This window comes from Leptospira sp. GIMC2001 (genome assembly GCF_028462125.1).
GTDB lineage: Bacteria > Spirochaetota > Leptospiria > Leptospirales > Leptospiraceae.
Genome location: NZ_CP115467.1, coordinates 192,205 through 217,369 on the forward strand (window position 1 = coordinate 192,205; position 25,165 = coordinate 217,369).

Annotated in this window: 19 protein-coding genes and 1 pseudogene; 10 read left to right on the forward strand and 10 right to left on the reverse strand. The window is 36.8% G+C overall.

Annotated elements, in window-relative coordinates:
• Positions 1-9 precede the first annotated feature (9 nt).
• Both O4O04_RS00905 and O4O04_RS00910 read left to right on the forward strand, forming a co-directional pair.
• A complete protein-coding gene (locus tag O4O04_RS00905) occupies positions 10-1,263 on the forward strand; it encodes a methyl-accepting chemotaxis protein (RefSeq protein ID WP_272531362.1) in 1,254 nt (417 codons plus the stop codon).
• Positions 1,260-2,162 carry a glycerophosphodiester phosphodiesterase family protein gene (locus O4O04_RS00910; protein WP_272531363.1) on the forward strand — a complete coding sequence of 301 codons (903 nt, stop codon included), beginning with the start codon at positions 1,260-1,262 and terminating at the stop codon, positions 2,160-2,162. The genes O4O04_RS00905 and O4O04_RS00910 overlap by 4 nt, the downstream gene beginning before the upstream one ends.
• Here O4O04_RS00910 and O4O04_RS00915 read toward each other — a convergent pair.
• The gene (locus O4O04_RS00915; protein WP_272531364.1) at positions 2,136-2,873 is read right to left on the reverse strand and encodes a leucine-rich repeat domain-containing protein; all 738 of its coding nucleotides are present in this window, start codon (positions 2,871-2,873) and stop codon (positions 2,136-2,138) included. The two genes, O4O04_RS00910 and O4O04_RS00915, sit on opposite strands and share 27 nt — an antisense overlap.
• Here O4O04_RS00915 and O4O04_RS00920 point away from each other — a divergent pair.
• The 5 genes from O4O04_RS00920 to O4O04_RS00940 are packed head-to-tail and all read left to right on the forward strand — an operon-like array spanning position 2,848 to position 8,755.
• The gene (locus O4O04_RS00920) at positions 2,848-4,311 is read left to right on the forward strand and encodes a sugar phosphate nucleotidyltransferase (RefSeq protein WP_272531365.1); all 1,464 of its coding nucleotides are present in this window, start codon (positions 2,848-2,850) and stop codon (positions 4,309-4,311) included. The two genes, O4O04_RS00915 and O4O04_RS00920, sit on opposite strands and share 26 nt — an antisense overlap.
• A 9-nt stretch (positions 4,312-4,320) precedes the next feature.
• A complete protein-coding gene (locus tag O4O04_RS00925) occupies positions 4,321-5,352 on the forward strand; it encodes an NAD-dependent epimerase/dehydratase family protein (protein ID WP_272531367.1) in 1,032 nt (343 codons plus the stop codon).
• Positions 5,349-6,080 carry a glycosyltransferase family 2 protein gene (locus O4O04_RS00930; protein WP_272531369.1) on the forward strand — a complete coding sequence of 244 codons (732 nt, stop codon included), beginning with the start codon at positions 5,349-5,351 and terminating at the stop codon, positions 6,078-6,080. Before O4O04_RS00925 ends, O4O04_RS00930 begins: the two co-directional genes overlap by 4 nt.
• 7 nt (positions 6,081-6,087) lie before the next feature.
• Entirely contained in the window at positions 6,088-7,587 is a 1,500-nt protein-coding gene (locus tag O4O04_RS00935; RefSeq protein ID WP_272531370.1) for a hypothetical protein, read from the forward strand.
• Entirely contained in the window at positions 7,580-8,755 is a 1,176-nt protein-coding gene (locus O4O04_RS00940) for an AZOBR_p60025 family cell surface glycopolymer formation protein (RefSeq protein WP_272531371.1), read from the forward strand. Before O4O04_RS00935 ends, O4O04_RS00940 begins: the two co-directional genes overlap by 8 nt.
• Here the strand turns inward: O4O04_RS00940 and O4O04_RS00945 are convergent.
• Positions 8,718-10,262: a PDZ domain-containing protein gene (locus O4O04_RS00945; protein ID WP_272531372.1), complete on the reverse strand. Its 1,545-nt coding sequence runs from the start codon at positions 10,260-10,262 to the stop codon at positions 8,718-8,720. The genes O4O04_RS00940 and O4O04_RS00945 overlap by 38 nt on opposite strands.
• Positions 10,252-11,691, reverse strand: a pseudogene (locus tag O4O04_RS00950) (trypsin-like peptidase domain-containing protein); the annotation flags it as partial. The pseudogene O4O04_RS00950 and the gene O4O04_RS00945, both read right to left, overlap by 11 nt.
• Positions 11,692-11,772: 81 nt before the next feature.
• On the opposite strand from O4O04_RS00950, the gene O4O04_RS00955 reads away from it, so the two are divergent.
• On the forward strand, positions 11,773-12,846 hold the full coding sequence (locus O4O04_RS00955) for an ATP-binding protein (RefSeq protein ID WP_272531374.1): 1,074 nt from the start codon (positions 11,773-11,775) through the stop codon (positions 12,844-12,846).
• Here O4O04_RS00955 and O4O04_RS00960 read toward each other — a convergent pair.
• The gene (locus O4O04_RS00960) at positions 12,840-13,373 is read right to left on the reverse strand and encodes an adenine phosphoribosyltransferase (RefSeq protein ID WP_272531375.1); all 534 of its coding nucleotides are present in this window, start codon (positions 13,371-13,373) and stop codon (positions 12,840-12,842) included. The two genes, O4O04_RS00955 and O4O04_RS00960, sit on opposite strands and share 7 nt — an antisense overlap.
• 255 nt (positions 13,374-13,628) lie before the next feature.
• Here O4O04_RS00960 and O4O04_RS00965 point away from each other — a divergent pair, with 255 nt between their 5' ends.
• Complete coding sequence (locus tag O4O04_RS00965; protein ID WP_272531376.1) at positions 13,629-16,367, forward strand: TonB-dependent receptor plug domain-containing protein; 2,739 nt, start codon at positions 13,629-13,631, stop codon at positions 16,365-16,367.
• 16 nt (positions 16,368-16,383) lie between these two features.
• On the opposite strand, the gene O4O04_RS00970 is transcribed toward O4O04_RS00965, so the two are convergent.
• The 3 genes from O4O04_RS00970 to O4O04_RS00980 form a co-directional block, all read right to left on the reverse strand.
• Positions 16,384-17,163, reverse strand: coding sequence for a hypothetical protein (locus tag O4O04_RS00970; protein WP_272531377.1), 780 nt, complete (start codon positions 17,161-17,163; stop codon positions 16,384-16,386).
• 61 nt (positions 17,164-17,224) lie between these two features.
• The gene (locus tag O4O04_RS00975; RefSeq protein ID WP_272531378.1) at positions 17,225-17,563 is read right to left on the reverse strand and encodes a hypothetical protein; all 339 of its coding nucleotides are present in this window, start codon (positions 17,561-17,563) and stop codon (positions 17,225-17,227) included.
• Entirely contained in the window at positions 17,560-19,110 is a 1,551-nt protein-coding gene (locus O4O04_RS00980) for an ArnT family glycosyltransferase (RefSeq protein WP_272531379.1), read from the reverse strand. Before O4O04_RS00980 ends, O4O04_RS00975 begins: the two co-directional genes overlap by 4 nt.
• Positions 19,111-19,307: 197 nt before the next feature.
• Between O4O04_RS00980 and O4O04_RS00985 the strand changes: the two genes are divergently transcribed.
• On the forward strand, positions 19,308-20,003 hold the full coding sequence (locus O4O04_RS00985; protein ID WP_272531380.1) for a TetR/AcrR family transcriptional regulator: 696 nt from the start codon (positions 19,308-19,310) through the stop codon (positions 20,001-20,003).
• Here O4O04_RS00985 and O4O04_RS00990 read toward each other — a convergent pair.
• Genes O4O04_RS00990 through O4O04_RS01000 form a run of 3 tightly spaced genes read right to left on the reverse strand, consistent with a single transcriptional unit; the run spans position 20,000 to position 25,162 of the window.
• Entirely contained in the window at positions 20,000-21,313 is a 1,314-nt protein-coding gene (locus O4O04_RS00990; protein WP_272531381.1) for a hypothetical protein, read from the reverse strand. The two genes, O4O04_RS00985 and O4O04_RS00990, sit on opposite strands and share 4 nt — an antisense overlap.
• Entirely contained in the window at positions 21,303-23,168 is a 1,866-nt protein-coding gene (locus O4O04_RS00995; RefSeq protein ID WP_272531382.1) for a FecR domain-containing protein, read from the reverse strand. Before O4O04_RS00995 ends, O4O04_RS00990 begins: the two co-directional genes overlap by 11 nt.
• Complete coding sequence (locus tag O4O04_RS01000) at positions 23,165-25,162, reverse strand: adenylate/guanylate cyclase domain-containing protein (protein WP_272531383.1); 1,998 nt, start codon at positions 25,160-25,162, stop codon at positions 23,165-23,167. Before O4O04_RS01000 ends, O4O04_RS00995 begins: the two co-directional genes overlap by 4 nt.
• Between the last annotated feature and the right edge of the window lie 3 nt (positions 25,163-25,165).

Genomic DNA, 25,165 nt, shown 5'->3' on the forward strand with positions numbered 1-25,165 from the left:
GGTAATTGTTTGAAAAATTTATTTACATTGACTCTAATCTCAAAGTTTGTTCTCCATATTTTTGTTTCGTTGATTCTTGGAATATTTTGCGTAGTATTTCTTCCGATGCAATTCGGTATTTCAATCTGGATTGCAACCTTGATCCCGATTCTCGCGATTCCAGCTTTTTCCTACATCATTATCCGAAAGATATTATCACCCATACAAAAATCCGCAGAGCTAATCGGTGAGATTGCCCAGGGTAATATCGCAATCATTGCAGAATCCGATCCCAATCAAGAAATCAATCTTATCAATTCAAGTATCAATGATCTCTCTGCTACCTTAAATGGAATTCTGGGAGGATACAAATCTTACATAGAACAACTTCTTGAGTTCGCAACAGATCTAAATTCGAATTCTATTGTATTATCCAGAACAAGTAACCTCACTGCGTCCTCTTCGGAGGAAATAACTGCTTCCATGGAAGAAGTGGATTCTTCCATGGAATTGATTAACACAACGATCGAAACTCAAGTCGGACGATTGACAAACTTAATTCGAGGCGTAAAGCTTTTGTCAGAAAGTCTAGATGTAGTATCACAAGAAATGTCAGATATTCGTTCGAACTCATCAAGAATTTCGAAACTTGCAGAGGAAGGCAACTCTCAACTAGCACAAGTTAGAGAGAGCATGGAGCAGGTATCACTCTCATCTCTTGAAATGAAAAAAATAACGGAAGTGATTCGCGGAATCTCTGACCGAATCAATCTTCTTGCACTAAACGCATCGATTGAGGCTGCTAGAGCTGGAGAAGAGGGCAAAGGTTTTGCTGTTGTTGCCCAAGAAGTGTCAAAGCTCGCTGATCAGACAGCTCAATCCATCAAATCTATCTCTGGACTTATCGAAAGAAGTGGTCACGAATTCAAAAAAGGTATCAGTGAGACATTATCATCTACAGAAAAATTTGAACAGATCACTCGTGGAATCACTCGCATGGATGATCAGATCAGTAAGATTGATGATAAGATTCGCGATGAGTCGGACAAAAGTACTCGAATATCAGAATTTGCTGATGAAGCTCAGCGCTTATCAGTAGAAGTTCAATCGGCAACCAAAGAGCAAAAAATCGCATTCTCGGAAATCAGTAAATCAACAATGGAAATCTCTAACACAAACCAAGACCAGGCAAGTATTGCAGAAGATACAGAACGAATTGCAGGTGATTTGAAAACTATGGCATCAAATATTCAACAGATTTTGGATTTTTTTAGAACTGAATGAAACCATTTATCCAAAAAATAATTCTTGGTTTTTTGCTATTACTTGTAGTTTATACAATTTTACTTTTTATTCCGATTTCTCCGAATCCAGGGAAAAAAGTATTATCAGCTGACTCAACAAGAATTGCTCACCGATGCGGACGTGCGATTTATCCGGAGAATACTATTTTTGCATGTAGAAAAATTACGGAACAGGGCTTGGTTGACTTTTTAGAAATGGACTTCCATTTGACTAAGGATGATGTCGCTGTTGTGATTCATGACGATACATTAGATCGCACAACTAATGGCAAAGGCAAGATTTCCGACTACAGTTATAGTGAATTGCAAACTTTTGATGCAGGTTACCATTTCTCGGCTGATAGCGGTGCCACATTTCCTTATAGAAATAAAAATGTAAAGATTGATAAATTAGAAAGCTATTTCCAGAATTTCCCGAATTATAAATTTTTGATAGAAGTTAAACCTAATTCGAATAAGGCGGCAGATATCCTACTAGATCTTATTCGAAAATACAATATGGGCGAACGAGTCCTCGTCGGATCATTTCATCAATCGGTCAAAGATTACTTACGCTCGAAAAATCCAAGCTTAGGTTTCTATGCATCCACAAAAGAAGTTATCATTTGGACATTATTAGAAAAAATTGGACTGAGTCATTTATACAATATTCCATCAGATGCTTTGGCTGTGCCCAAAAATATGAGCATTTTAAAAGTTAACGAATCATTTGTTCGATCGGCAAAAAAACAAAATTTGAAAATCTTAGTGTGGACAATCAACGATCAGACTGATATGGTAGAGCTCTTAAACATGGGAGTTGATGGTATTATGACAGATGACCCAAAACTCTTAGATTCTATTTATCATAATTTAAAAAATGGATCCCCGGCGAACTAATTTCGCATACGGTAATTCTTTTCTAAATTCCTTAAGCTCTTCATCTGGTATAGGCAAGGAATCAATGCTTACGTAGTTGAGATTTTGCAATGAATAGAGCGGCTTAATACTTACCACAGAAGTATCAGCTAACCAAAGATTAACTAAATCGGGGCAATTTATGATCTCGTTTATAGATGCAACTCCAGTATTCTCAATATTTAAATTCCGAAGTTTAGGAAAAAGAGCAAGCCAAGTTGGGTTTTGGATTTTCGTGTTCGCAAAATTCAGTTTAGTGAGAACGGGAGGATTCTGCCAATTCAGTATTCCTGCATCATCCAGATTGGTTTCGTTTGCAAGTATGGTTGCGAGTTTAGGAAATTTTGTTATGCTAAGAGACTTGAGCTCAGAGATCTGAGTTCCACGAATTGAGAGTATAGAAAGTTCGGGAAGAGATGGCAGCTTTTCTAGATCTTTATTGTTGAATTCTTTTGCGTGAAGCTCAAGAATCTGAATTTTATTTCGCTCGGGATTCATAATCAATAATTCAAGATCAAAATATTCGCCATAAAAACTCACATTTCTTGGCTCTATTGACTTACTGCATCCAACTATAAAAAAAGCATATGCAATTAGAACGAAGAACAAGATAGGCGAATTTGATTTCGGTTGACGATCAAACTTCGTACGAAATCCTAGCTCTAAGTTGAAAAAGATTCGAATTGGTGTCATTGCAGCTGCCGGGAAAGGAACAAGAGCCTATCCTAGAACTACCTTTATACCCAAACCCTTATTTGAAATCCAGGGAAAAACCATTCTACATCGAAATATTGAGCTTCTCACCGAGAAGTTTGGTGTTGAAAAAATCTATATCTTAGTCGGATACCTAAAAGAGCAGGTAGTTGCCGAGATAGAAAAAATTCGTTTTTTCTCAAGGAAAGGTCCAGAACTCATACCAAGTGAGTGGACTACTCAAGGACTTGGAGCCGACATCGCAAGCCTTCGAGACCGAATCAATGAACCGTTTGTTACGATACTTGGTGATGAATTCTATTATAAAACCACCCACGAAAACTTTCTCAAGACTCTGCAGAAATATCCAAAATTATCTGCATCAATTGGAGTGCAAAAAACTACACTCACATCTCGAATTCGAAAGAACTATTCAGTTGAATTGAATAGGGACAAGATCATAAACCTTGTAGAAAAACCTACTGATCCACCGAACAATTTATTAGGCCTAGGTTCTTATCTTTTTACTCCTGAGTATTTTTCTTTTTATGATAATACGAGTCCGTCTCCTAGATCAGGAATTATTGAGTTAACAGACGTTATAGACAAAATGGCGAAAGAGTCAAAAGGTTCCGTTTATGCGACCCAGATGAATTGCGAGTATTTTAATATCAATTCTATGCAAGACTATCATCATGCTGTGTATGAAATTCGCAATGATCAATTTGAAAAGTATTCCGTTTCCATAGTTGTCCCGACTCAGAATCATGAAAGATCCATATCGGATGTCTTAGTCGATTTCAAAGGCAAAGCAAAAGAAATACTAGTTATTGACAACGGCTCGACAGATGACTCTGTGAAATTGGCTGCGATCGAAAAAGCCAAAATTTTGAGTCTGCCATCAGATGTTGAGCAAGACTTGGGCTCGCAAGTTCGTTGGGGCATTGAACAAGCAAAAGGTGATATAGTAATTGTTGTCTCCCCAGATGGATCATTTCGATCAAAAGATTTTCCTAAATTATTAGAGTATCTAAAAGATTCTGATATGGTTGTTGGTACACGAACTACAAGGCAGATGATTGAACAAGGTTCGAATCTTCGTCCACTGGCACGTCTTATCAATTTATTTATGGGCAAATTGGTTGAAGTGTTCTGGTGGGGTCAAGAACCGAGATTTACAGATGCGGATTGTCATTATTTCGGAGTATGGAAAGAATCTTATAATAAGATCTCGAATGAACTCAACGAGAAATCAAGATTTTACGTAGTTGAGCTAATGATTCAGTTTGTTAATGCTCATATGCGCTGTATTGAAATTCCAGTTTCATATTACAAACCAGTTGAATCGAGCGACTATGCTCTAATGGAATCAATAAAAAATGCCTGGAAAATATTTAATATTATTTTACGAAAAAAATTAATGCCTAACAATGATTAAGGAGTCAAGATGAAAGTTTTAGTAACCGGTGGATGTGGATTTCTAGGATCCCATGTATGTGAATTGTTTAATAAAAAGGGATGGGATGTGGTTAGTTATGACAGCATGACTAAGTATGAGCTCAAGAGAACTGGTTATGGAACTGATGCAACAAGAGATTACAATTGGAATTATCTCAAGGGACTAGGCGTTACTATGGTCAAGGGAGACATCCGAAACCTAGAGCATTTAACAGATAGAACAGAAGGTTGTGACTATATCATCCATACTGCAGCTCAACCAGCAATGACAATTTCTTGGGAAGATCCAGAACTTGATTTCTCAACCAATGTCGTTGGAACGTATAACGTCTTAGAAGTTGCAAGACGAAGAAAGATCCCTGTTGTTAACACGTCATCCATTCATGTCTATGGCAATTCTATCAACGAAAGTCTGAAAGACGGTGAGACTTCATATATTCGCGAGCCAGTAGAGATCCCAGAAACACAACCCGTTATGGTTGGAGAGATTTCGCCACTTCACGCATCCAAGATGAGTGCAGAACATTATGTTCGAGCATTTGCAGATATGTATAAAGTAAAAGCTGCGTCTTTTCGGTTTACTGGAATCTACGGAGAAAGACAATTCGGCGGCGAAGACCACGGCTGGGTTGCAAACTTTGCTATACGCTCAATCTTTGGTTTACCGCTTCGAATCTTTGGAACAGGTAAGCAGACACGAGATATTTTGCATGCTCAAGATGGCGCGATGTCTTACCTAAATTTCTTTGAGAACCCAATTCCAGGTGTATATAATATAGGTGGTTCTAGCCCTCATAAGATTTCACTACTGGAGTGCATCCACCTAATTGGTGATATACTAGGCAAGAAGCAAGAAATTCTTTTTGAGCAAGAAAGACCTGGAGATATGAGATACTTTATCTGTGATATTACAGAAGCTAAGAAATTCGGATTCAATCCAAAGATTCTTCCTAGAGAAGGAGTATCAAAACTTCTCAAATGGATTGATGAGAATCGAGAAGTTTTCAATATACAAAAATGAAAAATAAATCCAATACTCTAATTGTCATTCCTGCATATAACGAAGAAAGTACGATTAGAGAAGTAGTAGAGGGAGCACTTGAGCACGCTGATGTTTGCGTTGTTGATGATGCTTCCAAAGATTCAACTCCTAAGATTTTGGCTGAATTTTCTAAGAAATATCCTGGGAAGTTTTTTACCAAGCGACATGAGAAAAATACTCATATTCCAGGTGGCGTTCAAGATGGAATGAAGATTGCACTTGAGCAGAACTATGACTGGGTAATTACGATGGATGCAGGTATGAGTCACGATCCTCGTGAATTGCCTTTGTTTTTGAATGCTGAATCTGAATACGAACTAGTGATCGGAAGAAGAGGTATTATCGAGGGAGTTCCCATCTATAGGAAAGTAATTTCTTGGCTTGCAGCAAGGGTTATGAATTATTGTTTGGAGCCTACTCTTTGGAAATTATTTGGCCCTGGGATTCGCGATTGCACATCAGGTTATAGAAGATATTCAAAAAGAATCTATTCCATAATAGCATCCACCGATCTAGAATCTGTTGCCTTTGACTTTCATATGGAAGCACTATCAATAGCGATTTCTAACAAAGCAAAATGGAAAGAAATTGACATTACTTATGTTTTCTCTAATTCTTCATTCAACAGCAAAGTTTTTAAATTAGCTATGAAGTTCGCAGGGAAATTGCTATTTAGAAAATTAGGATTTGGTAATAATAAACCTTGATGATAAAATGAAGAAAAGAATTATTTTACTATTAATAATTTTCATTGCTTCACTAAAAATATTAGATTGGGTTTTTATTGAGAAATTGTATTTTACTATTCCTAATGAAATGGAATGGGATACGAGTCCTTGGTACAATTTTTTAGATCATCGAAAGAAAATCAATTTCTCAGAAACAGAGAAGGGCGTTCTGCTCGCTGGTAGTTCAATCGCTCTCTATTCAACCTTACCTGAAGAGATCAATGAAGGACAGACTGATTTTAAAGCTGAATACTATTCCCATGTAGCCATGGCTCCGACAGACTTTTATTACTATCTAGACGATGTTATAGCCAAAAAACCAAAATATGTTGTATATATTTTCAATCCTGCTGATTTTCAACTAGAATATCTTAAGGAATCAGAGAAGGGTGACAGCACTGAGTTCCAATATCAAGAATGGCTAAACTACTTTTCTTGGAGGATCCCAGCTAGGCTATTCTATCCAAATGATTTTGTAGCAGATTATTGGTTAGATCTTAATAAAAATCAAATATATAGACTGATGAGCAAGGGCTTTCTTGCGATCAATCGCTACCGTGAATTTTTCTGGGATCCAGTCCTCACATATTTCGAAAGACATTTTAGATCTGGTCGGTCTTATCATTTATATACTGGCTCGATGCCTAAGGAAGGTATCTGGTCGCATGGCTGGACTCCCACTCAATTTTCCGTGTCTTGCGAAGTAAAACAACTAAAATGGAAAGATTCAATCTATATTCCACAAGAAAATTTAGATATTGTGATTACTTACGATGACCAAACCAGAACAGAGTTGAAGTATAAGAAAGCAGGTTGGTATCCAATAGAAATTTATTTTCCGGAATCAACCGTGATTGATAACAGATCAAATTTACATTTTACGGTTTCGAAACCATTCTCTTCGAAAATTGCAGAAAACAAACCGTACGGAAAAGAATATGATTATGGGATTCGATTGTCGCAAAACTTTTGTTCAAACGAATTAAAAACAGATTTTTCATATAAAAGACCATTATTTCTAGACGAAACAAGGTTCCGTTCAATGTCGATTCAAGAATATCGTCAAGATTATTTTGAGAGAATCTATAAAGATAAAGAGTCCAGGCCTGAGCTGCTCAGAATGAAAGTGCTCGCAGAACAGAAAGAAATGATTCGAGATCTCGAGTTTAAGCCTTGGTTGGAGATTGATAGGTTTAGACAAATTCAAGAACGCCTTGAAAGGGAAGGTATCATCTTTTTGTTGGTTTCCAGTCCTGAAAATCCTCCCGAACTTAAAAGATATAAAGATAGAAAATGGTATCTCGGAATGCTCGACTATCTTGGAACTGAATCAGGTGGTCATCTCTTTGACTTAAGTAATGTTTTTAGCGACGAGAGATATTTTTCTGATCCGCATCATCTCACCTATGAAGGTGCACAAAAGTTTTCATCCATTCTTCGAGAGATACTATTAAAAGAAATTCAGGAAGGTGAATCCAATGAATAGAACACTTAAGTATTTGCTAATATTTATATCTCTCTATGGAATCACATCTATTGCGATTTGGAAGCGTTACAATTTTAACCCAACTAGCATGGTCAATTTCGGTTACGAATTTGCTATTCAGAACAAAGCGGAAACACCTGCAGGCTCCATCGTATTCAAAGGCGAAAGGGGCGATCTTGGTGCAGGCTATGATGGACAGATATTTTACTATTTTTCAAGGCCCATTTCAAATTTCAATCTTGATTGGCCTAAAGGTTTTGATGAGAGCTATCGGGCTCCACGAATCGGATTTCCATTACTGATTTCTGTTTTCGGATTGTTCGGAAGTAAGTTCGCAATTTTTGGAATGTATTTTTGGATTTTGAGCCTGCATTTTCTCTCCTTTCTAGCTTTGAGAGAATTGGTTGGCAGCGAATTTCGGCTATGGACATTACTCTATTTGGTATCTCCGTTTGCATTGGGAAGCTATAGTGTCCTTGTGAGTGATTCTGTCATGGTATCACTAGTGGTTATAGGATACTACTTCCTTACTCGAGAAAAATATTGGCAATTTTCTCTGTTAGGTGGCCTCGCGATTATAACCAAAGAGCCTGCATTGTTTTTTTTATTTCCCATTGGTCTAAGAGCACTCTCCGAGAAAAATTTTAAAAAAATATTAGCTGTTGCATCAACTTTGTTAATTCCCATTCTATGGCATGCTTACCTACGTTATGCTTTTCCAAATTGGTCAGCAACAAGATTGAGCGATTTCATCTTACCACTCGAAGGAATCAAAAGCTATCTTTTAGAAATCGAATACGGTCTGTTAGCTGGCGAAGGGTTTCGTCCTCTAGCAAGATTATTAGGAAGATTCCCTCTAGTCCTTTTGTTTGTATCGGGTGTTGCCTTGCTTTTTCATCAAAACTTGAGACGAGCTTGGGAGATGAGAATCGCATTTGGACTGGTCATGCTTATGATTGGTATTGCCGGACATTATCACTTCTGGTCTGTCTATGAAAATATTTCGAGAATGTTCACACTCTCGATTCCGATTTTGATCTTATGGAAAAAGGAAGATAACGCTCTTCCTATTTATCCCTATGCGATTCTAACAATTGTAATTTTATTTTTGTTTATCATAAAATTACTTTTTATTTCTCAACCTTTACCCCATCTGATTTGGAATTGATCGTTGGGATCATATAGAGTTGTGGAATCTTAAAATTGCTCTGGATTCGTTTGTCCACTTCAGCTAATTCAGATTTTTGGATGGCAAACTCCATACCATCTTCTAAGATCCAGTGAACCATATCCGCCGGCTTTAATGATTGAATTCTTTTGAACATATCTTCGAGAGAATCAATTCTATTGCCATTCAAACTAACAACTCTTACTTGACGTATTTCATGATAGCCGTTGTTAGCATCATCAGGCAATATCTGTGAAAGGTAAACAATTCGCTTCTCATCCTTAACAGATTTTCGATATTTATGATAGTCGAGTAGATACAACATCTTCTTGTCCACTGTCGAACGCCAATTATGCCCCCATTCTTCCAAATAGAATTCGGAGAGTTCCAAGAAAACAAATCCTCCAGAAATCATATAACCTGGTTGTATATTTCGTGAGGAACCGTGAGGGATTTTGATTGCAATTTCTGGATATGGTTTTAGAGGGAAAGAAATCTTTTTTACTTTTTTATCACGAATGACTTCCATAGGAATTGATTTACCTAAATTGTATCCAAATTCCAAACCAGCATGAATCAAGTAGGTAAAAGGAATTTTTCCATATTTAGGATGGTCAAATCTTCCTTTTCCATCAATGTCAAAATTACCAATCTTATAGATTACATCTTCTGTTTTCAATATCCCATCAGCACTAGATCCAAGTAAAACTTCTGCTACAAGTATTCCTTTTCCTTCCTCGTGTATTCCATAATATTCGGATGTATTTACATCATTTAAAGGCCGGAAAAAAAATCCTTTATAAGGTAAACCTTCTCCTTCTGAGAGAAAATGCTGGATCAATGGTGAAGGTGTTATCTTACCTTGGCCTTGATTGGATTGAAATTCATGAAGAATTCCGACTATTTGATCAGATTTTTGGGAAACTACTATTTCTCCCATGCCAGCCATTTTCTCATTGGAGAGTAGTTCTAAATTAGGAAGCTCAATTCTACCTTGAGGATAGTGACCCATCGTGAGGTTGCCGACTTGTCCAGTCTTTGAGATTATCTCACCATTGGAATCTAGACTTAAGATTTTGACATTCTCACGAACTGCGTGTCCACCAAACAATGAAATTACTTTCATTCCACGGAACAAATTGCCAGGTTTGGAGATTTCAATCAAAGCTAGATCAGCTTCATAATCTATAGAAACTACATTCCCTTGCTTTGGAATGGGATCTGCATTTGTTCTCACCTCTATAAATGTCTGGTTCAGTAGATGAGATGCAGGCATAAGTATTTTTTGTTTACCAACATATATTCCTAAGGCTACTCGAGTTGATGGACTTTTGGTACGCCAAGGAGAAAGAAAATTAGGATCTTGATAAGTAACCCGAATTTGAATTAGATTCTCTTGGATGGGTTGGATCTCTTTTGAGTTAACTTTACTCGCATCCAAGTCTCGAGCAGGGATAATCAGTAATAGTAGAATGCTTGCAAATAGTGAAAAAATATTAATTAACATTATAGATCCTTTTGATTGATTTCTCCGCCTTGCGAGCTTCTGGTAAATTTATAATCAATGGGAATTCTATATCCATAAATTCCATTCTAAGAAATGGATCTTTAGATGAGGAGATTATATCTTTAAGATCCGATAGGCTATTGATTGGTTTACCATTGACTTTCTCTAAAATTAAATTTTGAAAATATTCAGCATTGGCGTTGACTGGATGATCTAGCTTTCTATAGAAAACAACATCCGCTTTCTTCGATTGGTTCCAGCCGTCTTCGATAAAATGATAAAAACGGTATAACAGTTGGCTTCCACCGGAAGTATTTGATGATCTACCCCAAGCTGAGACGAGGTTTCGATTCACTTCTTGAAACACTAAACCACCTATCATAACATAGTCGAAACTGTCATCATATGAATTTCTCATATATTCAAAATCCAACATTTTCTTAGCTGGAAATGATGTTTTTATTTTCTTACCATCGCGATAGACTTCGAATTCTATATTCTCTCCAGCAAATTTATTATCTACAATTTCTACGAAATCAATTCGAGTATCCCGATCTAAAATAACAGTGCCGTTTCGAGCGATAGGATTTCCATCAATCGAGAGTAATAGATCTCGTTCTTTAAGATAGCCATAAGCAGATCCATTGTATAGGACTTTTGAAACAAATACTCCATCAAGGTCACTGGGAATGGATCTAAATTTACGTAAACTATTGCTGAAAGAATTGACTGTGTGGATACCGAGTTCGACATATCCGTCGTATTTACCATCTTCAATATCTTTTAAGAAATGGTTTACGACGGTGGTTGGGATGATGTATCCAATATTCTCACCCTTGGAAGCAACTTGAAAAGCTACTCCGACAACTTTGCCATTTTGTATTGCGGGTCCACCCGAGTTGCCTGGATTGATTGCTGCGTCCACTTGGATAACTAGATGACTATCTACTTGGGAATGTGCATATACTGCTTGTTCCTTCCTAGAAACAATTCCTCGACTAACAGAAACTTTACTGCCACCGATAGGGAATCCAACCACCATCACGGGCGTATTGAGTTCTGGAATCTCTCCAAATTCTAAGCTTGAGGATTCCTCATAAAATTTTGGAGCAACAGCTTCTAAAATTGCCAGATCACAATCATGGGCAATAAAACTCAGTTTTGCTTCGTACCACTCTGTTTGGTTATACCTTTGTATCTGAATGAATTTTGCACTTGAAACAACATGCGCATTCGTTAGAATTCGATCCTTATCAATTATAAATCCAGTGCCACCGGATCCTGAAATCGGGCCTGGATTCCACGGTGCAAATGCATCTCCTGACTGCGAGAAGACTCGGATCTGCACGACAGATTTTCGAATTTTGTCAAAATCTTCTGGAGCCTCATCAGCAAAATTAACGGAAATTGGAATTAAGATGAAAATGAAGTAGACTAATTTTTTAAATTTGCGCATCTAGGACAATGCTAGACGAATTTAGAAATATGTCGATTCTTCTATAAAAATTCTATGTACCATTTCATCACGGTTCTATCAATTGCAGCTATGCTTCTATCTCTCTTGACAGGGATGATCTCGCTTGCCAAGAAGCCTAGGTCAATTATGAAAGCGAGCTTCTCTGTGTTTTCATTATTGGTCGCTTTTGCGAACGGTTTGTATCTATTCGAAGTCTTCTCAAGTGTAAGTTTTCCATTGCTCTTTTTCCGAATACGAGATTTTTTACTCATTGGAAGTTTGTTATATTTTGGATGGAATTTTCCTAATTATTTTCGAAATCTTCCTATTATTAGTAGAATTGTTTGGTTTATTTTTGGTGCAGTTTTCTTTTGCGGAATCTATTCCGTTTTTGTAGAATCTTTAAATGAGAAATTCCATGCAGTTCTTGTTATCGTTTCGTATACTCTTTTCGGATGGATTGCCTGGCGAAAAACTTGGACTAGTTTTCGAAACATCCAAAAATTTATGCTTTTTGGTTTAATTTTTCATTCGGTCAATATATTTTTAACAATTTTACTTTATGCAAATGTTTTGGCAATTGACGAAATAAATAAAAATAATATTTCACTAATTGGACTCGATTTAACTTTTCTTTCAACCTATCTTCTATTCCTCTATAATTTTACATTTTCGCATAATTATATATCTATTCCTTTCTCATCATTAATCGAGAAAGCAAAACTAATTTATGATAATGTTGAATTTGCAAATCCTCAAGGTGCAAAAATCATGAAGAAGTCCTTGTTGGATTTTTATAAAGAATCTAAATTAACAGAAATCATGGATGTATTTCATTTTCAGTTGCTGATCGATGAGACTATAGACAATGCCATTGAGCACGGTGGAAAGAGATCCGATGATGACATAACAGTTTCTATTTATGAATCTGATGACTACTACGACCTATATGTGATAGACCGAGGGAAAGGGTTTGATCCAAGATCGATACCCAATCCCTTAGAAAAAGATCGGAAAATGGTTCCTTCTGGACGAGGGATTCATATACTAAAAAAATTCTTTCTCGTCAGATGGAATTTTCTTGGTAACGAAATTTGCGTAAGAATCAGTAAGAGTCTTATTCAATGACCTTCGAAGCTACAGATTGAATATACTTTAACTTTAAAATCATCTTCAATTTTCTTGCTTCCACCGAGATCGGGAAGGTCAACAATCACTCCCGCTTCAAAAACTTCTCCGTCCAGTTTTTGCACCAACTGAATTGCAGCTCCAAGAGTTCCACCAGTTGCAACCAAATCGTCCATAATCAGAATCTTGTCGCCTTTAGAAATAGCATCTTTGTGGATTTCAATTTTATCAGTTCCATATTCTAGTTCATATTCTTGGGAAACTGTGAGACCTGGCAATTTCCCTTTTTTGCGAATCGGAACAAATCCAACTCCTAATTGAAAAGCAAGAGCCGCTCCAAAAATAAATCCACGTGCTTCAATTCCAGCAACCTTGGTGATTCCACTATTTTGGTAGCGGTTTACAAATGTTCCGATGGTAAGCGTTAAACCTTCTGGATCGATCAATAATGATGTGATATCTCTAAACATTATACCCGGTTTCGGATAATCAGGAATCGTTCGAATTTTAGACTTGATAATAGACATGTGACCAAAATGAGGAAAAACACCGCTGAGATCAAGAGGAAAATCCCTCTAGAAAACCTCGAATAGAGATCTTGACAAATTCTAAAATGAATGCCGTTTACTATCGTAAAATTGTTTGACTTATATTTAATTATAATTAGCTTTGTGCATTCTCAATAAATTGATCTACAAAAAGAAATTTTTTATTTCTCAATTTTATTACAGATTAGGCATAAAACAGAATATGATTAAAATGAAATATTTTATATACAAAATATGATATATATAAAATTCAAATATTTTGCTTTGGCAATTATTTTCCTACCGTTTCTCAATATTTACTCTGAAGAGAATGCAAAGTCAATCACCTATATTACGATATTCGAAGCCCTTTCTGATAGTGAGCAATCGATTCAGATTGAGAATACAATTCGGTCTGCAATTAAGAATAAATTGGAGGATCAAGGATTAACCACGAAAGCATTAGACCAAAAATGGTCTGCAATCAAAACTCAAAGTCTTGAAGAATCTGGGTTTATAGTTATTGGATTCTATCAAAAGAAAAACGGAAAATCAAATCTAAATATTTATTCCCAGATCATTGATTCAGAAACCAAAAAGGTTATAGACGCTTTCAATATTACGGATGAAGTTTATGACATCGTATCTGACAAAATTGATCCAGCTGATCTTTTGGAGACGGACAATAACCGAATCAACAAATTTGCATCAAAAATTGCAATACAGATTCGGATGAATCCAAAAAAGAAAACAAATCAATACAATGTTGATGAGTTCGTTCTCTCATCACAGACAATGAAAACAAAGAATCTTCCCATACAGAGTACGAGTGATTCAAGTCAAACAGATGTTTTCGATCTTATGGCGAACCAAGTAACAAAATCCGCTACAAAGATATCCAGAAAAACCAATGAAGCACCTAATATAGTAAATATTATAACTGCTGAGGAAATTGAAGACTATGGAAGAGTAAGCTTAAATGATATTTTGTACCAACTTCCGGGTTTTGCTGCGTCTCAAGATTATGATAGGAGAACTGTTTCGGCGAGAGGAACTTTTGAAGGGTGGAATAATAATCATTTATTGTTATTAGTTGATGGCGTCCAGTTCAATGATAGCTTATATGGCACAGCTTACACATCCGAAATAACTCCACTCAATATGATAAAGTCTGTAGAGGTTATTCGAGGGCCAGGCTCAGCGCTATATGGCTCAAATGCCACCAATGGTGTTGTATCAATCAATACTTGGAGCGGGAAAGATTTGAATGGAGATGTCAAAATTCGGGCTAGGGGTGGAAACGCTGAGACGCAAATCTACGATATTTTAACAGGCGGGGTATCAAAATACATTTCGTATGTAGCTAGTTACAATGCGTATAAAACGAACGGGAATAACCAAGTTAGTCCGGATGGATCTGGAAGGGTTGATGAATTTGGTTTTTTGCAAAAATTCTCTATCCCTGATAAACGAAAAACTGATTATATTTTTCTTAAGCTAGAAGGTGAAGACTTCCTTGAAGGTTTCAGTGCTCAGTATCACAAAAGTGGTTGGAAGTTTGATACAGGGCATGGATGGCTGTGGAGAGTTCCAGATCGTGAAGAGAATATGAATGAATCACGAGATATTGTAAATTTGAGATACTCAGGGAATATAACAAGCTACCTGTCACAAGAATATGTTCTGCAATACCAAGAGAGAAGTATTGATTGGAATATACGATTCGCCGAACGAGGAGCATACGAGGACTACTATCCAGATGGGAACTGGGAGATTCTCAAGACAGGAGCTCAAAATTATTTTTCAAGAGCTCAGTGGGTTCTGGACATAGGTCAAGGTGCAAGTTTTCTTTTTGGAATGGAAGCTGGAGTTTTTAAATACAAAGGGGATAGACTACATTTAAGTGATGTAAATTATGCTGACTCGATAAACGAGTTTCCACCCTATGAAGGCGGTGTATTAACTCCGCAAGGACCATGGTTGGAATGGATCCAGGGAAATAATGTTCCAAGCTATGCGGCTTATGCACAGCTCGTAAGTGGTAAATTCTTAAACAAAAGCTTAGAGCTTACGTTAGGTGTAAGGTATGACGAAACTAAGGCCAGATTCAAAGGAATCGACCAACCGTATTCAGAATTCATTGGATCCGATATCCCATACATTCCCAATGAAGAGAAAGTATTTAGAAGAACTAGTCCCCGTGCAGGGCTTGTTTATTTTGCAACAAGTCAATTGAGTTTTAAAGCGATGTCAAGTACAGCATTTCGTGCACCCTCCATTACCGAAATGTTTGGAGCAAATACTTTTACCTTAGCTTCCAATCCAAGAGAATTGCGTCCAGAGTTCATCTCGACATATGATCTTGGAATGGATTGGATATTCCTGAAATATTTCAACTATAGAGTCAACTGGTTCTGGACAAAATTTGAAAATCAAATTGCCTATAGTGTAGCCAATAACAATCTAAGCACAAATATTTATTCTCTTGTAACAAGAGGAATAGAAAATGAAATCATTTTTCAATTTCGTGAATATTCCGCTTTTCTAAATTACTCAATCAGTCAGAGAATGAACGAAAAAATCTTAGATGATACCATAAGGGAAAGTCCCAAGGAAATAACTTGGGCGCCGTCTCGAACGGGAAATATTGGTATTCGCTATTCCGCAAGTAAGTGGATGATTTCTTTATCGGCCCAAGCTCAAGGTCGTGTTAGACGAAGACTCAGTGACCAAACAGAAATCGATACAGAAACCAATGAACCAATTGATCCTTTATATAAATTCCAGTATCCTAAGAATAGACCCGATTCCATTGATCCTTGGATTCATGCTAGTTCCAAATTTGCATACTATTTCACAGAAAAAATCAGCTTAGGTATTTCAGTTTTCAATATGATCAACAAGGATCAATATTTATTAAAGAACAACCTGTACCCTTTTGATTATAGAAGGGAAAGAAGAAGATTCCTATTGGATTTCTCTGCGACATTCTGATTGTTCGATGTCGCAATCAAAAATTTGCTCTCAATCTGCCATAAACAAATTGATTGCAACCGATAGTTCTATAGCTTGGGGCTAAACAAGACATCAAATGTGGATTCCTGGTATCATAGAAATATTGAAACAATTTTGTAGTATGCTCAATAGCAAGTTCTCCTGCGATTTCGTGATATGTTCTACCAAAGCCAAATGGACTTTCTGCAATTCGTCCACCTCTAAGGCTGTAGTTACTATCTTTTTCCATACATCCATGCGTTGCTCCAAATATAGCGAGTCCCCAATCGTCTTCTGGACGTAGGTAACAATTCACCGATTCTTCCGGTGGAGCAACCGCTAAAGGCACAGCACCTGACTGGAGATTTGGAATCAAAGCAAAGAATTCTTTAAGATCTTCGATCGGAGCAAGAATATAACTATTTCTAGTAATTTCAACCCAATTAGAATGCGCATAGAAATCTTGAACTATATGAGATGCAAGTCCAATGGACGTGAGCCCTGTAGTAAGAACAGGTTGTCTTGCAGATTTTGTTTTGAGATCGTCAAGTAGAACACTGCACCTATAGAAATCAGAGCTATCACAATGGTATTCAGGTTTTTCTGGATGGAAAACATCTGCCTGGTAGTTCGCTTGATTGATCATTTCTGCACAATCCACTCGAATTTCGAAACCAGTTCGTTTAGAAAATAGCTTAAATGCTTCTGTATTTATAGTTTCATGCGTATAAGGTCCACGCAATCCAAAACCATTCAACACACCAGAGTCAAATGCGAGTAAACCTACAAATATCAACCAGACGGTATACCTAGACCTCAACCAAAAAAAACGCAGGAAATTCAATATATTTTACCTGTTAGTTTCGACTATTTTTGCTCTGAATAGGTTCACCTGAATACAAGCATTTCACAAAGTTATCGCAACCAGATTGTCCACTGCAACGAGTCAGCTCTGGATTGCCTTTTTTGCACAATACCATACAGGACTGACCAATGGCAGTGGAATGTTCTCTAATTTGTAAATTATCACTTTTTACAGAACAAGACTCCAGCTCTGCACAAAGATTAGAGCATTCATTGGAACTCAATCTAATTGAATTGGGACTTGGGATTTTGCTCGAATAGATTCTCTTTGCTACAACTAAGCTTGTTGAAAAGCTAACTAGAATTATAAGTAACCAGTTTCTAAATTTCATGGATTAATCCTTCCTTGTGTGATTCTCAAATATACGGATATAGAACGATAAAAGATCGGATCATCATAAGCAGGAAGTCTACTCCATTCTTTGGGAAGATCTCCAGACCATACTCTCCAAACATCAACAGTAAGATATCCATCAGGAATTTCTTCAACTTCAGACATTACCGCAATTGGTAAATCTGAACTTGGACATTTACCATCCATTGTAGAGATGTGATAGATATTGATATTTGGATTGTATATAGATAATTCCCATGCATCCCAAGGGTTTACAGATAGCACGCAGAGTGAGTGATATTTATCTTTATCGATGGTAGGTAGACGATCTGGAAGGGCTGGCAACAAAAATGTTTGGAAAAATAATAATGTGAGAACTGGCGCGATCGTACCAGATAACACCATTAACATTTTATGATTTTTTGATATAATATAATTTAGAATTCCGTAAGTAACAAATAGAAACGGAAGAATCAAAAAATATTTTCCTTCGCTATCGAAATAATTTCCAGCGATCAGTAAGAAAGTGGACAAAATAATTTGGAAAACAAGATGATATTTATTCCTGAGTAATATCTGAATAGATTTGAAATTCAATCCTAAGCTCAACCCAAGAAAGATCATGACAATAGATGGCAGAGTATAGTAAGGATCTTTTCGGTTAGGCAATAAATGTAGAATCAGAATGAACACGGCCGCAAGTACTAACCATTTTGCCAAAAACTGCTTTCGATTTCTCTCAGACTGCGTGAGAACTTTCCAACCACCAATGAGAAATACAACCGTCCAAGGCAAAGTATATCCCAACATACCGAGAAAGATTCTTCCTTCTGACTGATTTTCTGCAAAAAATTTACCTAGATTCTCTGTTCCCAAAAAGAATTTTACAAACATCATGCCCTGATCAGTGAACAAAACTATTGCAAGTAACCATGAAAATAAAGGTAAGGCTGCCATTGGTATCCAAATGAGCAAAAATTGTTTTATGCTCATTCCAGCTAACATTCTATATTTGCTACCTGATAGAATCATCACAGGTTTACCTTTTCTAATTCTAAACCGACTTAGACCCCAGTGGGTAGCGATAGCTATAATAAGATAAACTGTAATGATTGGGCCTTTCAACAAAGCACCAACGCCAACAGCTAACCCAGATATAACGATAAAAAAAGTGCGTCCTTCCTTTAGATATCTCGTATAAAAATATATTGATATAAGAATAAAAAGAAGCAGATAGATTTCCATCATGGCAAGTTTTGCAAACTTGAACAGGCCAAGAGATGTTAGATAGATCAGGGATGCGATAAAGGCTTGAGACTTAGGAATGTTCCAGTAGATCAAAACTCGAAAGAAAAGCAAAACAATCAATATTCCCAATAAAACCGAAGGAAGTCTCTCACCCAAAAACCCAACTCCAAAAATTGAGTCAGTAATCATCCCTGTCCAAAAAAGAAGTGGGGGTTTATATGGGTTTGCATAACCGCTCAAAATTGGATGGAGGAAAGAAGAATTCTCCAAACTTTCTCGAATTGTTTTGATATGCATGATTTCATCACCTTGGAGCAGCAAATCGTCGGACTGGATGCCAGGAAATAGCACAAGTGACGAAAAAACTGCCAAAATGAAATATAAAGTGAATAATCCTTGACTTCGGTTCATATAATATAAATCTATTTATTAACTAAATATTTATTCATTGAATAAAAATCAAGATAAAATATCGTGAAAAGTGTGGAAATTTGATGAACGGTTGTAATAATATGCAAAAGATGATAGAAATTAGCGAAAAAGATCCCATAAGTCCTAAAAAAAGATCGAAAAGGGAAGAAAATCGGGAAAAATCTAAGGAATTGATCCTAAGGGCTTCGCTTGAGTTGTTCGCAATGAAGGGGTTTGGTTCTACAACGATGGAGATGATCGCAGACCGCGCGGGAATTTCCAGGGGACTTCCTTATCTCTATTTTGAGAGCAAAGAACTACTGCTTCATGCAATCATTGAACGCCATTTTGATCGAGAAAAAGAAATTATCGAATCGTTACAAACTCAATTCGATAGCCCTGAACAATTTGTACACACGATCACCAAACATATGGCTACAAATTTTCACAAGGGCACAGATAGTGACGAATGTCTAGAAATGCGTTTGATTATGAGCATGATGCTTCTTCCTGAGACCAAATCCATTATTCAAAAGGGAGTTGTAAAATTCCAATCTCAAGTTCTAGGCAAGTATTTTACGAATGTTAAAGTGACTTTTGAGAAGATGGGGATTGTTGATTTCGAAGTGGAAATGGAATATCTTAGGATGGTATTTTTTGGTTATACCTTTGCTAGATTATGCCTCGGAGAGGAATTCCCACATGAATCGATTCAGAAGAGAATGTTTTCTCATTACTTAAGTCAAATCAACAATTGTCCATCAAGATCGAAGTCTTAGTAGTGATTGATCTGTAACGGTTGTTCGTATTGAATTGAATAGAATGTCTCTGTTCCAGACATCCATCTAGTCGAAGAATCAATTGCTCGTATAGGATTATCTAAGTCAGATAGGTACCTATGGTTCAATTGAAATTTCCATCCAGCTTTGTCAGCTGCCCAATCCTCAGAATCTGCATACGCATCATAGACCTGATAGAGATAAACTCCCAAGAGAATTACAATGGATGTATTGAATTCTAGAGTTTTTCCTTTCACTTTATTGAACGCATTCTGATCTGCTCCAATTCTATATACTCGAATATCTGATCCAATATTATTTCCAGAAAATTGAATAAGCGTTGATAAGGCAGTTGTATCCTTGTAGTTTGCATTTGCTGCTTTTAGTTCTAAATTCTTTAGATAAACATTTGTTAAAGAAAGAGCAAACAGGCCAGAATAAATATAGCCTTTCTTATTATTATCCATATGGAAATGCCCCCAGCCAGGAAGCAGCATACTTCTTTTAATAGGTTCCCATCTGTTTTTCGAAAAAGATCCATCAATTTCTTTATCTGTCTTGGCTTTATTCGGATCTGTTTTCTCAGAACCATCCACTGATGATTCTTTATCAGAATTCATATTCGCTAATTTGTTATCATTCGATTGAATTTTGAGTAATTCTTTCTCACGAATTTTTTTCTCTTGAGAATTACTCACCGGCTCATAAGCAGATATATAATTCTTTGCTACAATGGGATTTTTTTTGGGATTTTTGACGACCAAGTCCCAATCTCCTTGAGGCAGAGGTTCATCGAATACGACTTCCATGGTATTGTCATTTTTATAAATAATTTTTTTCGGTTTAAAAACTTTGCCATTCTGTTCAAATTGTATTTCTGTATCAGGTACGAAGTTTTTACCTTGAATTGCAATCTTCGTTTTTTCTCCTTTGATAGGAACGATCCCTGGCGTAACTTTAGGATCGATTTTTTCAATTTTTGCCGCCTTAACAACCATTATCTGGATTTCTTGCCAATCCGAAAAGCTCTCCAGTCTTCCAAATTTATTGACAACTCCAACTCTCTGTTCGTATTCACCGGCTGGAAGTTTAACTTTTGCAGAATTCGTCTTAGTTCTTAGGTCTTGAATATTTTGTTTATTCTTGTTACGGATCTGGACTCGGTATTCTTTTGCATACGATACTGCCGTCCATTCGATCTCTATCTCTTGTAACTTTATATCTTGAGAATTGAGATCAGCCAGTATCCCAAGCAAACTAATGCAAATTACGATTTGAATAAAATAATCATTTAGAAATTTATTCAACATAGTAGATTTTCGGAGAAGTGAACTCCAACTTTCCTTTTCCACGATTGAGAACGACTCTAAACTTTTGATCTTTGCTTATTGATTCTTGACCATTATTATGGATTGATACAACTCTCCAAACGAATTCACCTTCTTCTAATTTGTTCAACTCTCTAAACGTATAAAAGTTATCATTCGTTTCCAATTTTAGAATAAGCTGGCTGAGTCGATTTGCAGGTGCTAGTTCTAAACGGGACTGCTTTGCATTTGTAGTCTTCCAAATAAACCTTATCTCATCTTTTTGCGTCATATCGATTTCGGAATTCTGAATAGGCGACACAAGACTCGGCGGAACCAAAACAGCCTCCTCAATAACAGGTGTTACTGCCTCTTGGACTATTTCAAATTCTCGAATCTCTGAGGGTTCCGATTTTGAATTATTTCTAATGGCTGCGACACTCCAGCGGTATCGACCCACATCCAGATTCTCTTTCCATTGAATGGACGCACTTTTCGATTCACGTTCGGCAGATCCAGTCTTTGGATGCACCAAGGTAAATTGGTAGGAATCGGCAATTTTTGAGCCAGTCCAAGTGAAAGTTAATCCAGATTTTTGTACTTCGTCCAATGCAAATTTTGTTTTCGTTTCTGGTTGCATAAGTTGCGGAGTTACAAGTGTTTCTTCACGGACAATTTCAAATTTGTAAACTTTAGAGTAGACAATGTCGTCACCGATCGGGTCTTTCGTTCCAATTCGCCAATAATAACTCCCAACAGATAGTTCTTTACTGAAAGAATTTGCGCTAAGTGATTCTCTATTCACAATCGATGTAGAATTCATATCCTGAGAATTTGCAATTTCAAGAATATAGGTTGTATCAACTGTTGCTTTGCCCCAGATAAAGGAGACTCGAGAGTTATTGCTAGCAGTAGAAATTTTGGATCCGTTTGCTGGTGAGTTCAATGCTACCGGAGCATTCTGATATATTGTGAATCTTCGAGTTTCTGTTGTCTCAGTTCCTAGGCGTACTGCGAAATAATGTGACCCAACAGGAACATCAACTTTTGCTTGGTTATCCGATGTAGAAATAACTTTCCAAGGAGATTTTAAATCAGGATATGAAGAAATGATCAGATTGCTTGGAAGTTTTGAATTGCTATTTTTTGTATTATTTCTTATCCATTGAAAGTTAACTTGGGTCTTAGAGTCACGGATCACTTTTCTTTCGAGATTTGTCGGAAGCTGTAGCTGAATGGACTGAGTTGCTACAGAGAGATTTTCTCCACCTATTTTAGCAATTTCATTCTTTGAGACAGAAATTTCTTCACCCTTAGTTGAACTGACACTTGCTGTTCCGGATTCTAATTTCAACTGCATATCAGATCCATCTTTGGAGCCACTGAGATTTACATCACCTTCGGAATTAATGGTTTTGTCGCCCACTTTGATTTTGAGAGCCGTTGCGTTATTGCCATCTGCAACGGATACATCGCTACCTGATTGTTTGGTGGACAAAGTTCCATAAGCAAAATCCAATTCCGTCTGGCCATCATTGATATTCAATAGGATCATCGAATTTTCGTCTAAGGTGATTTTGGTTCCATCATTGAGCGTGATCTCTGCCTCAGATAGTTGAGAAGTTCGAATAGAATCCTTATTCCGAAGTTCAGTACTTTGCTCTAGGTTCTCCCAAACGACTTGTCCAGTATATTTTCTTTGAGCTACTTTTTGTTTGAAGGTTATTGTTCCGATTACTTTTTCATTCGAGGCCTGTGAAAGCCTGCTCATATCAGAATACAACAAACCAGTGATCCCAATAGTACTAAAAAATAAGAAAATTAGGAAAAGTATATCTCCTAAACTGAATCCTCTCATTTATGAGTCCTGGTAAACACTCCATCCCAGTCCGACTGTGGAGGGTTATCGATATAGTCTTGACATCTTTCTTTTAGAAGATTGATTGCTTTGTCTTTTCCAGAATCATTCTTAGGAAATTTAGCTAACAGAGATTTGTCTAAACTCTTGATTGCTTTTGCAAAGTCTCTTTTTAGATAGAGATTGAAACCTTTCTCATATAAATCTGTAGCTTCTCTAATATTATCAGCTACATTTTTTTGCGTATCAATCAATTCAAAAATTTTGACCGGTTCATTTTTACCTTTTACTCGAACAAGGTCAATCATCCTTGTAAACATTTGATCACGGACAGCGGTTGCAGTAGATTCGGATATTAGAATATTGACGCCATAGTCTTTGCCAGCCGCTTCCAATCTAGCAGCTAAGTTTACAGTGTCGCCCATCATTGTATAGGAAGCTAGGGCGTCAGTTCCCATAAAGCCCACTTTGGCAAGCCCTGAATTCAATCCAATCCTCGCATCCATATTCTGAGCTTCTTGTGAATAGAGATTGTTCTTTTTCCAATACTTACGTAAATCACTAAGCTTCTTAACCATTTCAATCGACGCTAAGCAAGCTGAATATTCATGATTTTGAATATCTATTGGTGCATTAAAAATTCCTACGATCGCATCACCAATGTATTTATCCAGAACACCATCATGCTTCTTTAGAATAATAGTCATCGCACTCAAATATTCATTCAAAAGATTCGCAAGTTCTTCCGATCGAAGTTGTTCAGAGATAGTAGAAAACCCTGCAACATCTGAGAAGAAACTCGTGATTTCTTTCTCAGATCCACGTTTAAGAGCTGCCATATCTTTCATTGCTTCGGCAACCACTACAGGATCGATCATATTTCCTAGAATGGATTTTACTTTCTCTTTTTCTTCTAGACCAAGTCCCATTTCTACGAATGAATCAGTCAAAAGTCCAATCTCATCGCGAGATGCTGGTTGAATATCTACGCGGAAATCTCCCGCTTCAATTTGTTTAGTTGCTCCCACCAAACGCTTGATAGGTTCACTTATTGTTCGAGAAAAGAAAAATACAACTAAAATAGAAAGATTTAATACAATAATAAGAATATAAATATTGATTCTTTGAATTTTATAAACTGCTGCAAACGCAAGATCAACTTCAACCGTAGAAACAATTCCCAATCCGCTGATGGAAATTTTTTTAAATGATCCCAAGAACTCTTTTCCATTTTCTTCAAATTGGGATAATCCATTATCATTTTTGCTTTCGAGAAGCGTTTTGACTATGGGACTTGATTTAAAACTCTTTCCACTCAAAACAACTTCTGTGTCGGGATGGGCGAGAACTGAACCTTCTGAATCCACAAGGAAAGAAGTATTGATCCCTTCCATTTCGAAGGCTTTTTGGAACTCTAATGAATCCATATAGAGGACTACCATTCGAGAATCTTGTGATGATCCAAAAGGCATTGCGATCCCAAGTAAAGGTTTGAGAATTGTTGGACTTAAGTTTTTTATAACAAGACTATTGGTGAAGGCTGGCTGGAAGGCTTCACCAATAATTCCTCGAATATTCGAAATCGAGTTTTTCTCAATTTGGCGCTGAATCAAAGATTCTTCATTGAACATTTCTTTTTCTGGAACCCAAGAGTTGCCAGATTTCTTAGAAATTGCGAGGTAGAGAAAAGATGGATTGTCTCTAAAGAACAAAACTTGGAACAGAGTCTTCAACTCATTATCAATTTTTTGTTCTTGTAGAAGAGCTTGAGTATTGACTTTGGATGCGATTGTCAAGATCTCGCGTTCCACTTTCTGGCCAATTAAGTTAACAATCTGTAGGTTGTTCTCTTGAATTCTTTTCTCGCTATCATCCTTGAAAAAGGTAGATGCGATAAAAATCATAAGTGAGAGAGATGCAACAATAATTAAAGTTGTTATCCCAATCAATTTTACTTTGATTGAGAATTTAGAAAGCCGAAAATTGTCCTTCATATT

Excerpts from the sequence above, each read along its gene's own strand:
- O4O04_RS00955 (WP_272531374.1), top strand. The coding sequence starts at position 11,773 with ATGTACCATTTCATCACGGTTCTATCAATTGCAGCTATGCTTCTATCT.
- O4O04_RS00995 (WP_272531382.1), bottom strand. The coding sequence starts at position 23,168 with ATGAGAGGATTCAGTTTAGGAGATATACTTTTCCTAATTTTCTTATTT.
- O4O04_RS00945 (WP_272531372.1), bottom strand. The coding sequence starts at position 10,262 with ATGTTAATTAATATTTTTTCACTATTTGCAAGCATTCTACTATTACTG.
- O4O04_RS00990 (WP_272531381.1), bottom strand. The coding sequence starts at position 21,313 with ATGTTGAATAAATTTCTAAATGATTATTTTATTCAAATCGTAATTTGC.
- O4O04_RS00910 (WP_272531363.1), top strand. The coding sequence starts at position 1,260 with ATGAAACCATTTATCCAAAAAATAATTCTTGGTTTTTTGCTATTACTT.
- O4O04_RS00915 (WP_272531364.1), bottom strand. The coding sequence starts at position 2,873 with ATGACACCAATTCGAATCTTTTTCAACTTAGAGCTAGGATTTCGTACG.
- O4O04_RS00940 (WP_272531371.1), top strand. The coding sequence starts at position 7,580 with ATGAATAGAACACTTAAGTATTTGCTAATATTTATATCTCTCTATGGA.
- O4O04_RS00925 (WP_272531367.1), top strand. The coding sequence starts at position 4,321 with ATGAAAGTTTTAGTAACCGGTGGATGTGGATTTCTAGGATCCCATGTA.
- O4O04_RS00985 (WP_272531380.1), top strand. The coding sequence starts at position 19,308 with ATGAACGGTTGTAATAATATGCAAAAGATGATAGAAATTAGCGAAAAA.
- O4O04_RS00975 (WP_272531378.1), bottom strand. The coding sequence starts at position 17,563 with ATGAAATTTAGAAACTGGTTACTTATAATTCTAGTTAGCTTTTCAACA.
- O4O04_RS00930 (WP_272531369.1), top strand. The coding sequence starts at position 5,349 with ATGAAAAATAAATCCAATACTCTAATTGTCATTCCTGCATATAACGAA.
- O4O04_RS00980 (WP_272531379.1), bottom strand. The coding sequence starts at position 19,110 with ATGCATATCAAAACAATTCGAGAAAGTTTGGAGAATTCTTCTTTCCTC.
- O4O04_RS00965 (WP_272531376.1), top strand. The coding sequence starts at position 13,629 with ATGATATATATAAAATTCAAATATTTTGCTTTGGCAATTATTTTCCTA.
- O4O04_RS00960 (WP_272531375.1), bottom strand. The coding sequence starts at position 13,373 with ATGTCTATTATCAAGTCTAAAATTCGAACGATTCCTGATTATCCGAAA.
- O4O04_RS00935 (WP_272531370.1), top strand. The coding sequence starts at position 6,088 with ATGAAGAAAAGAATTATTTTACTATTAATAATTTTCATTGCTTCACTA.
- O4O04_RS01000 (WP_272531383.1), bottom strand. The coding sequence starts at position 25,162 with ATGAAGGACAATTTTCGGCTTTCTAAATTCTCAATCAAAGTAAAATTG.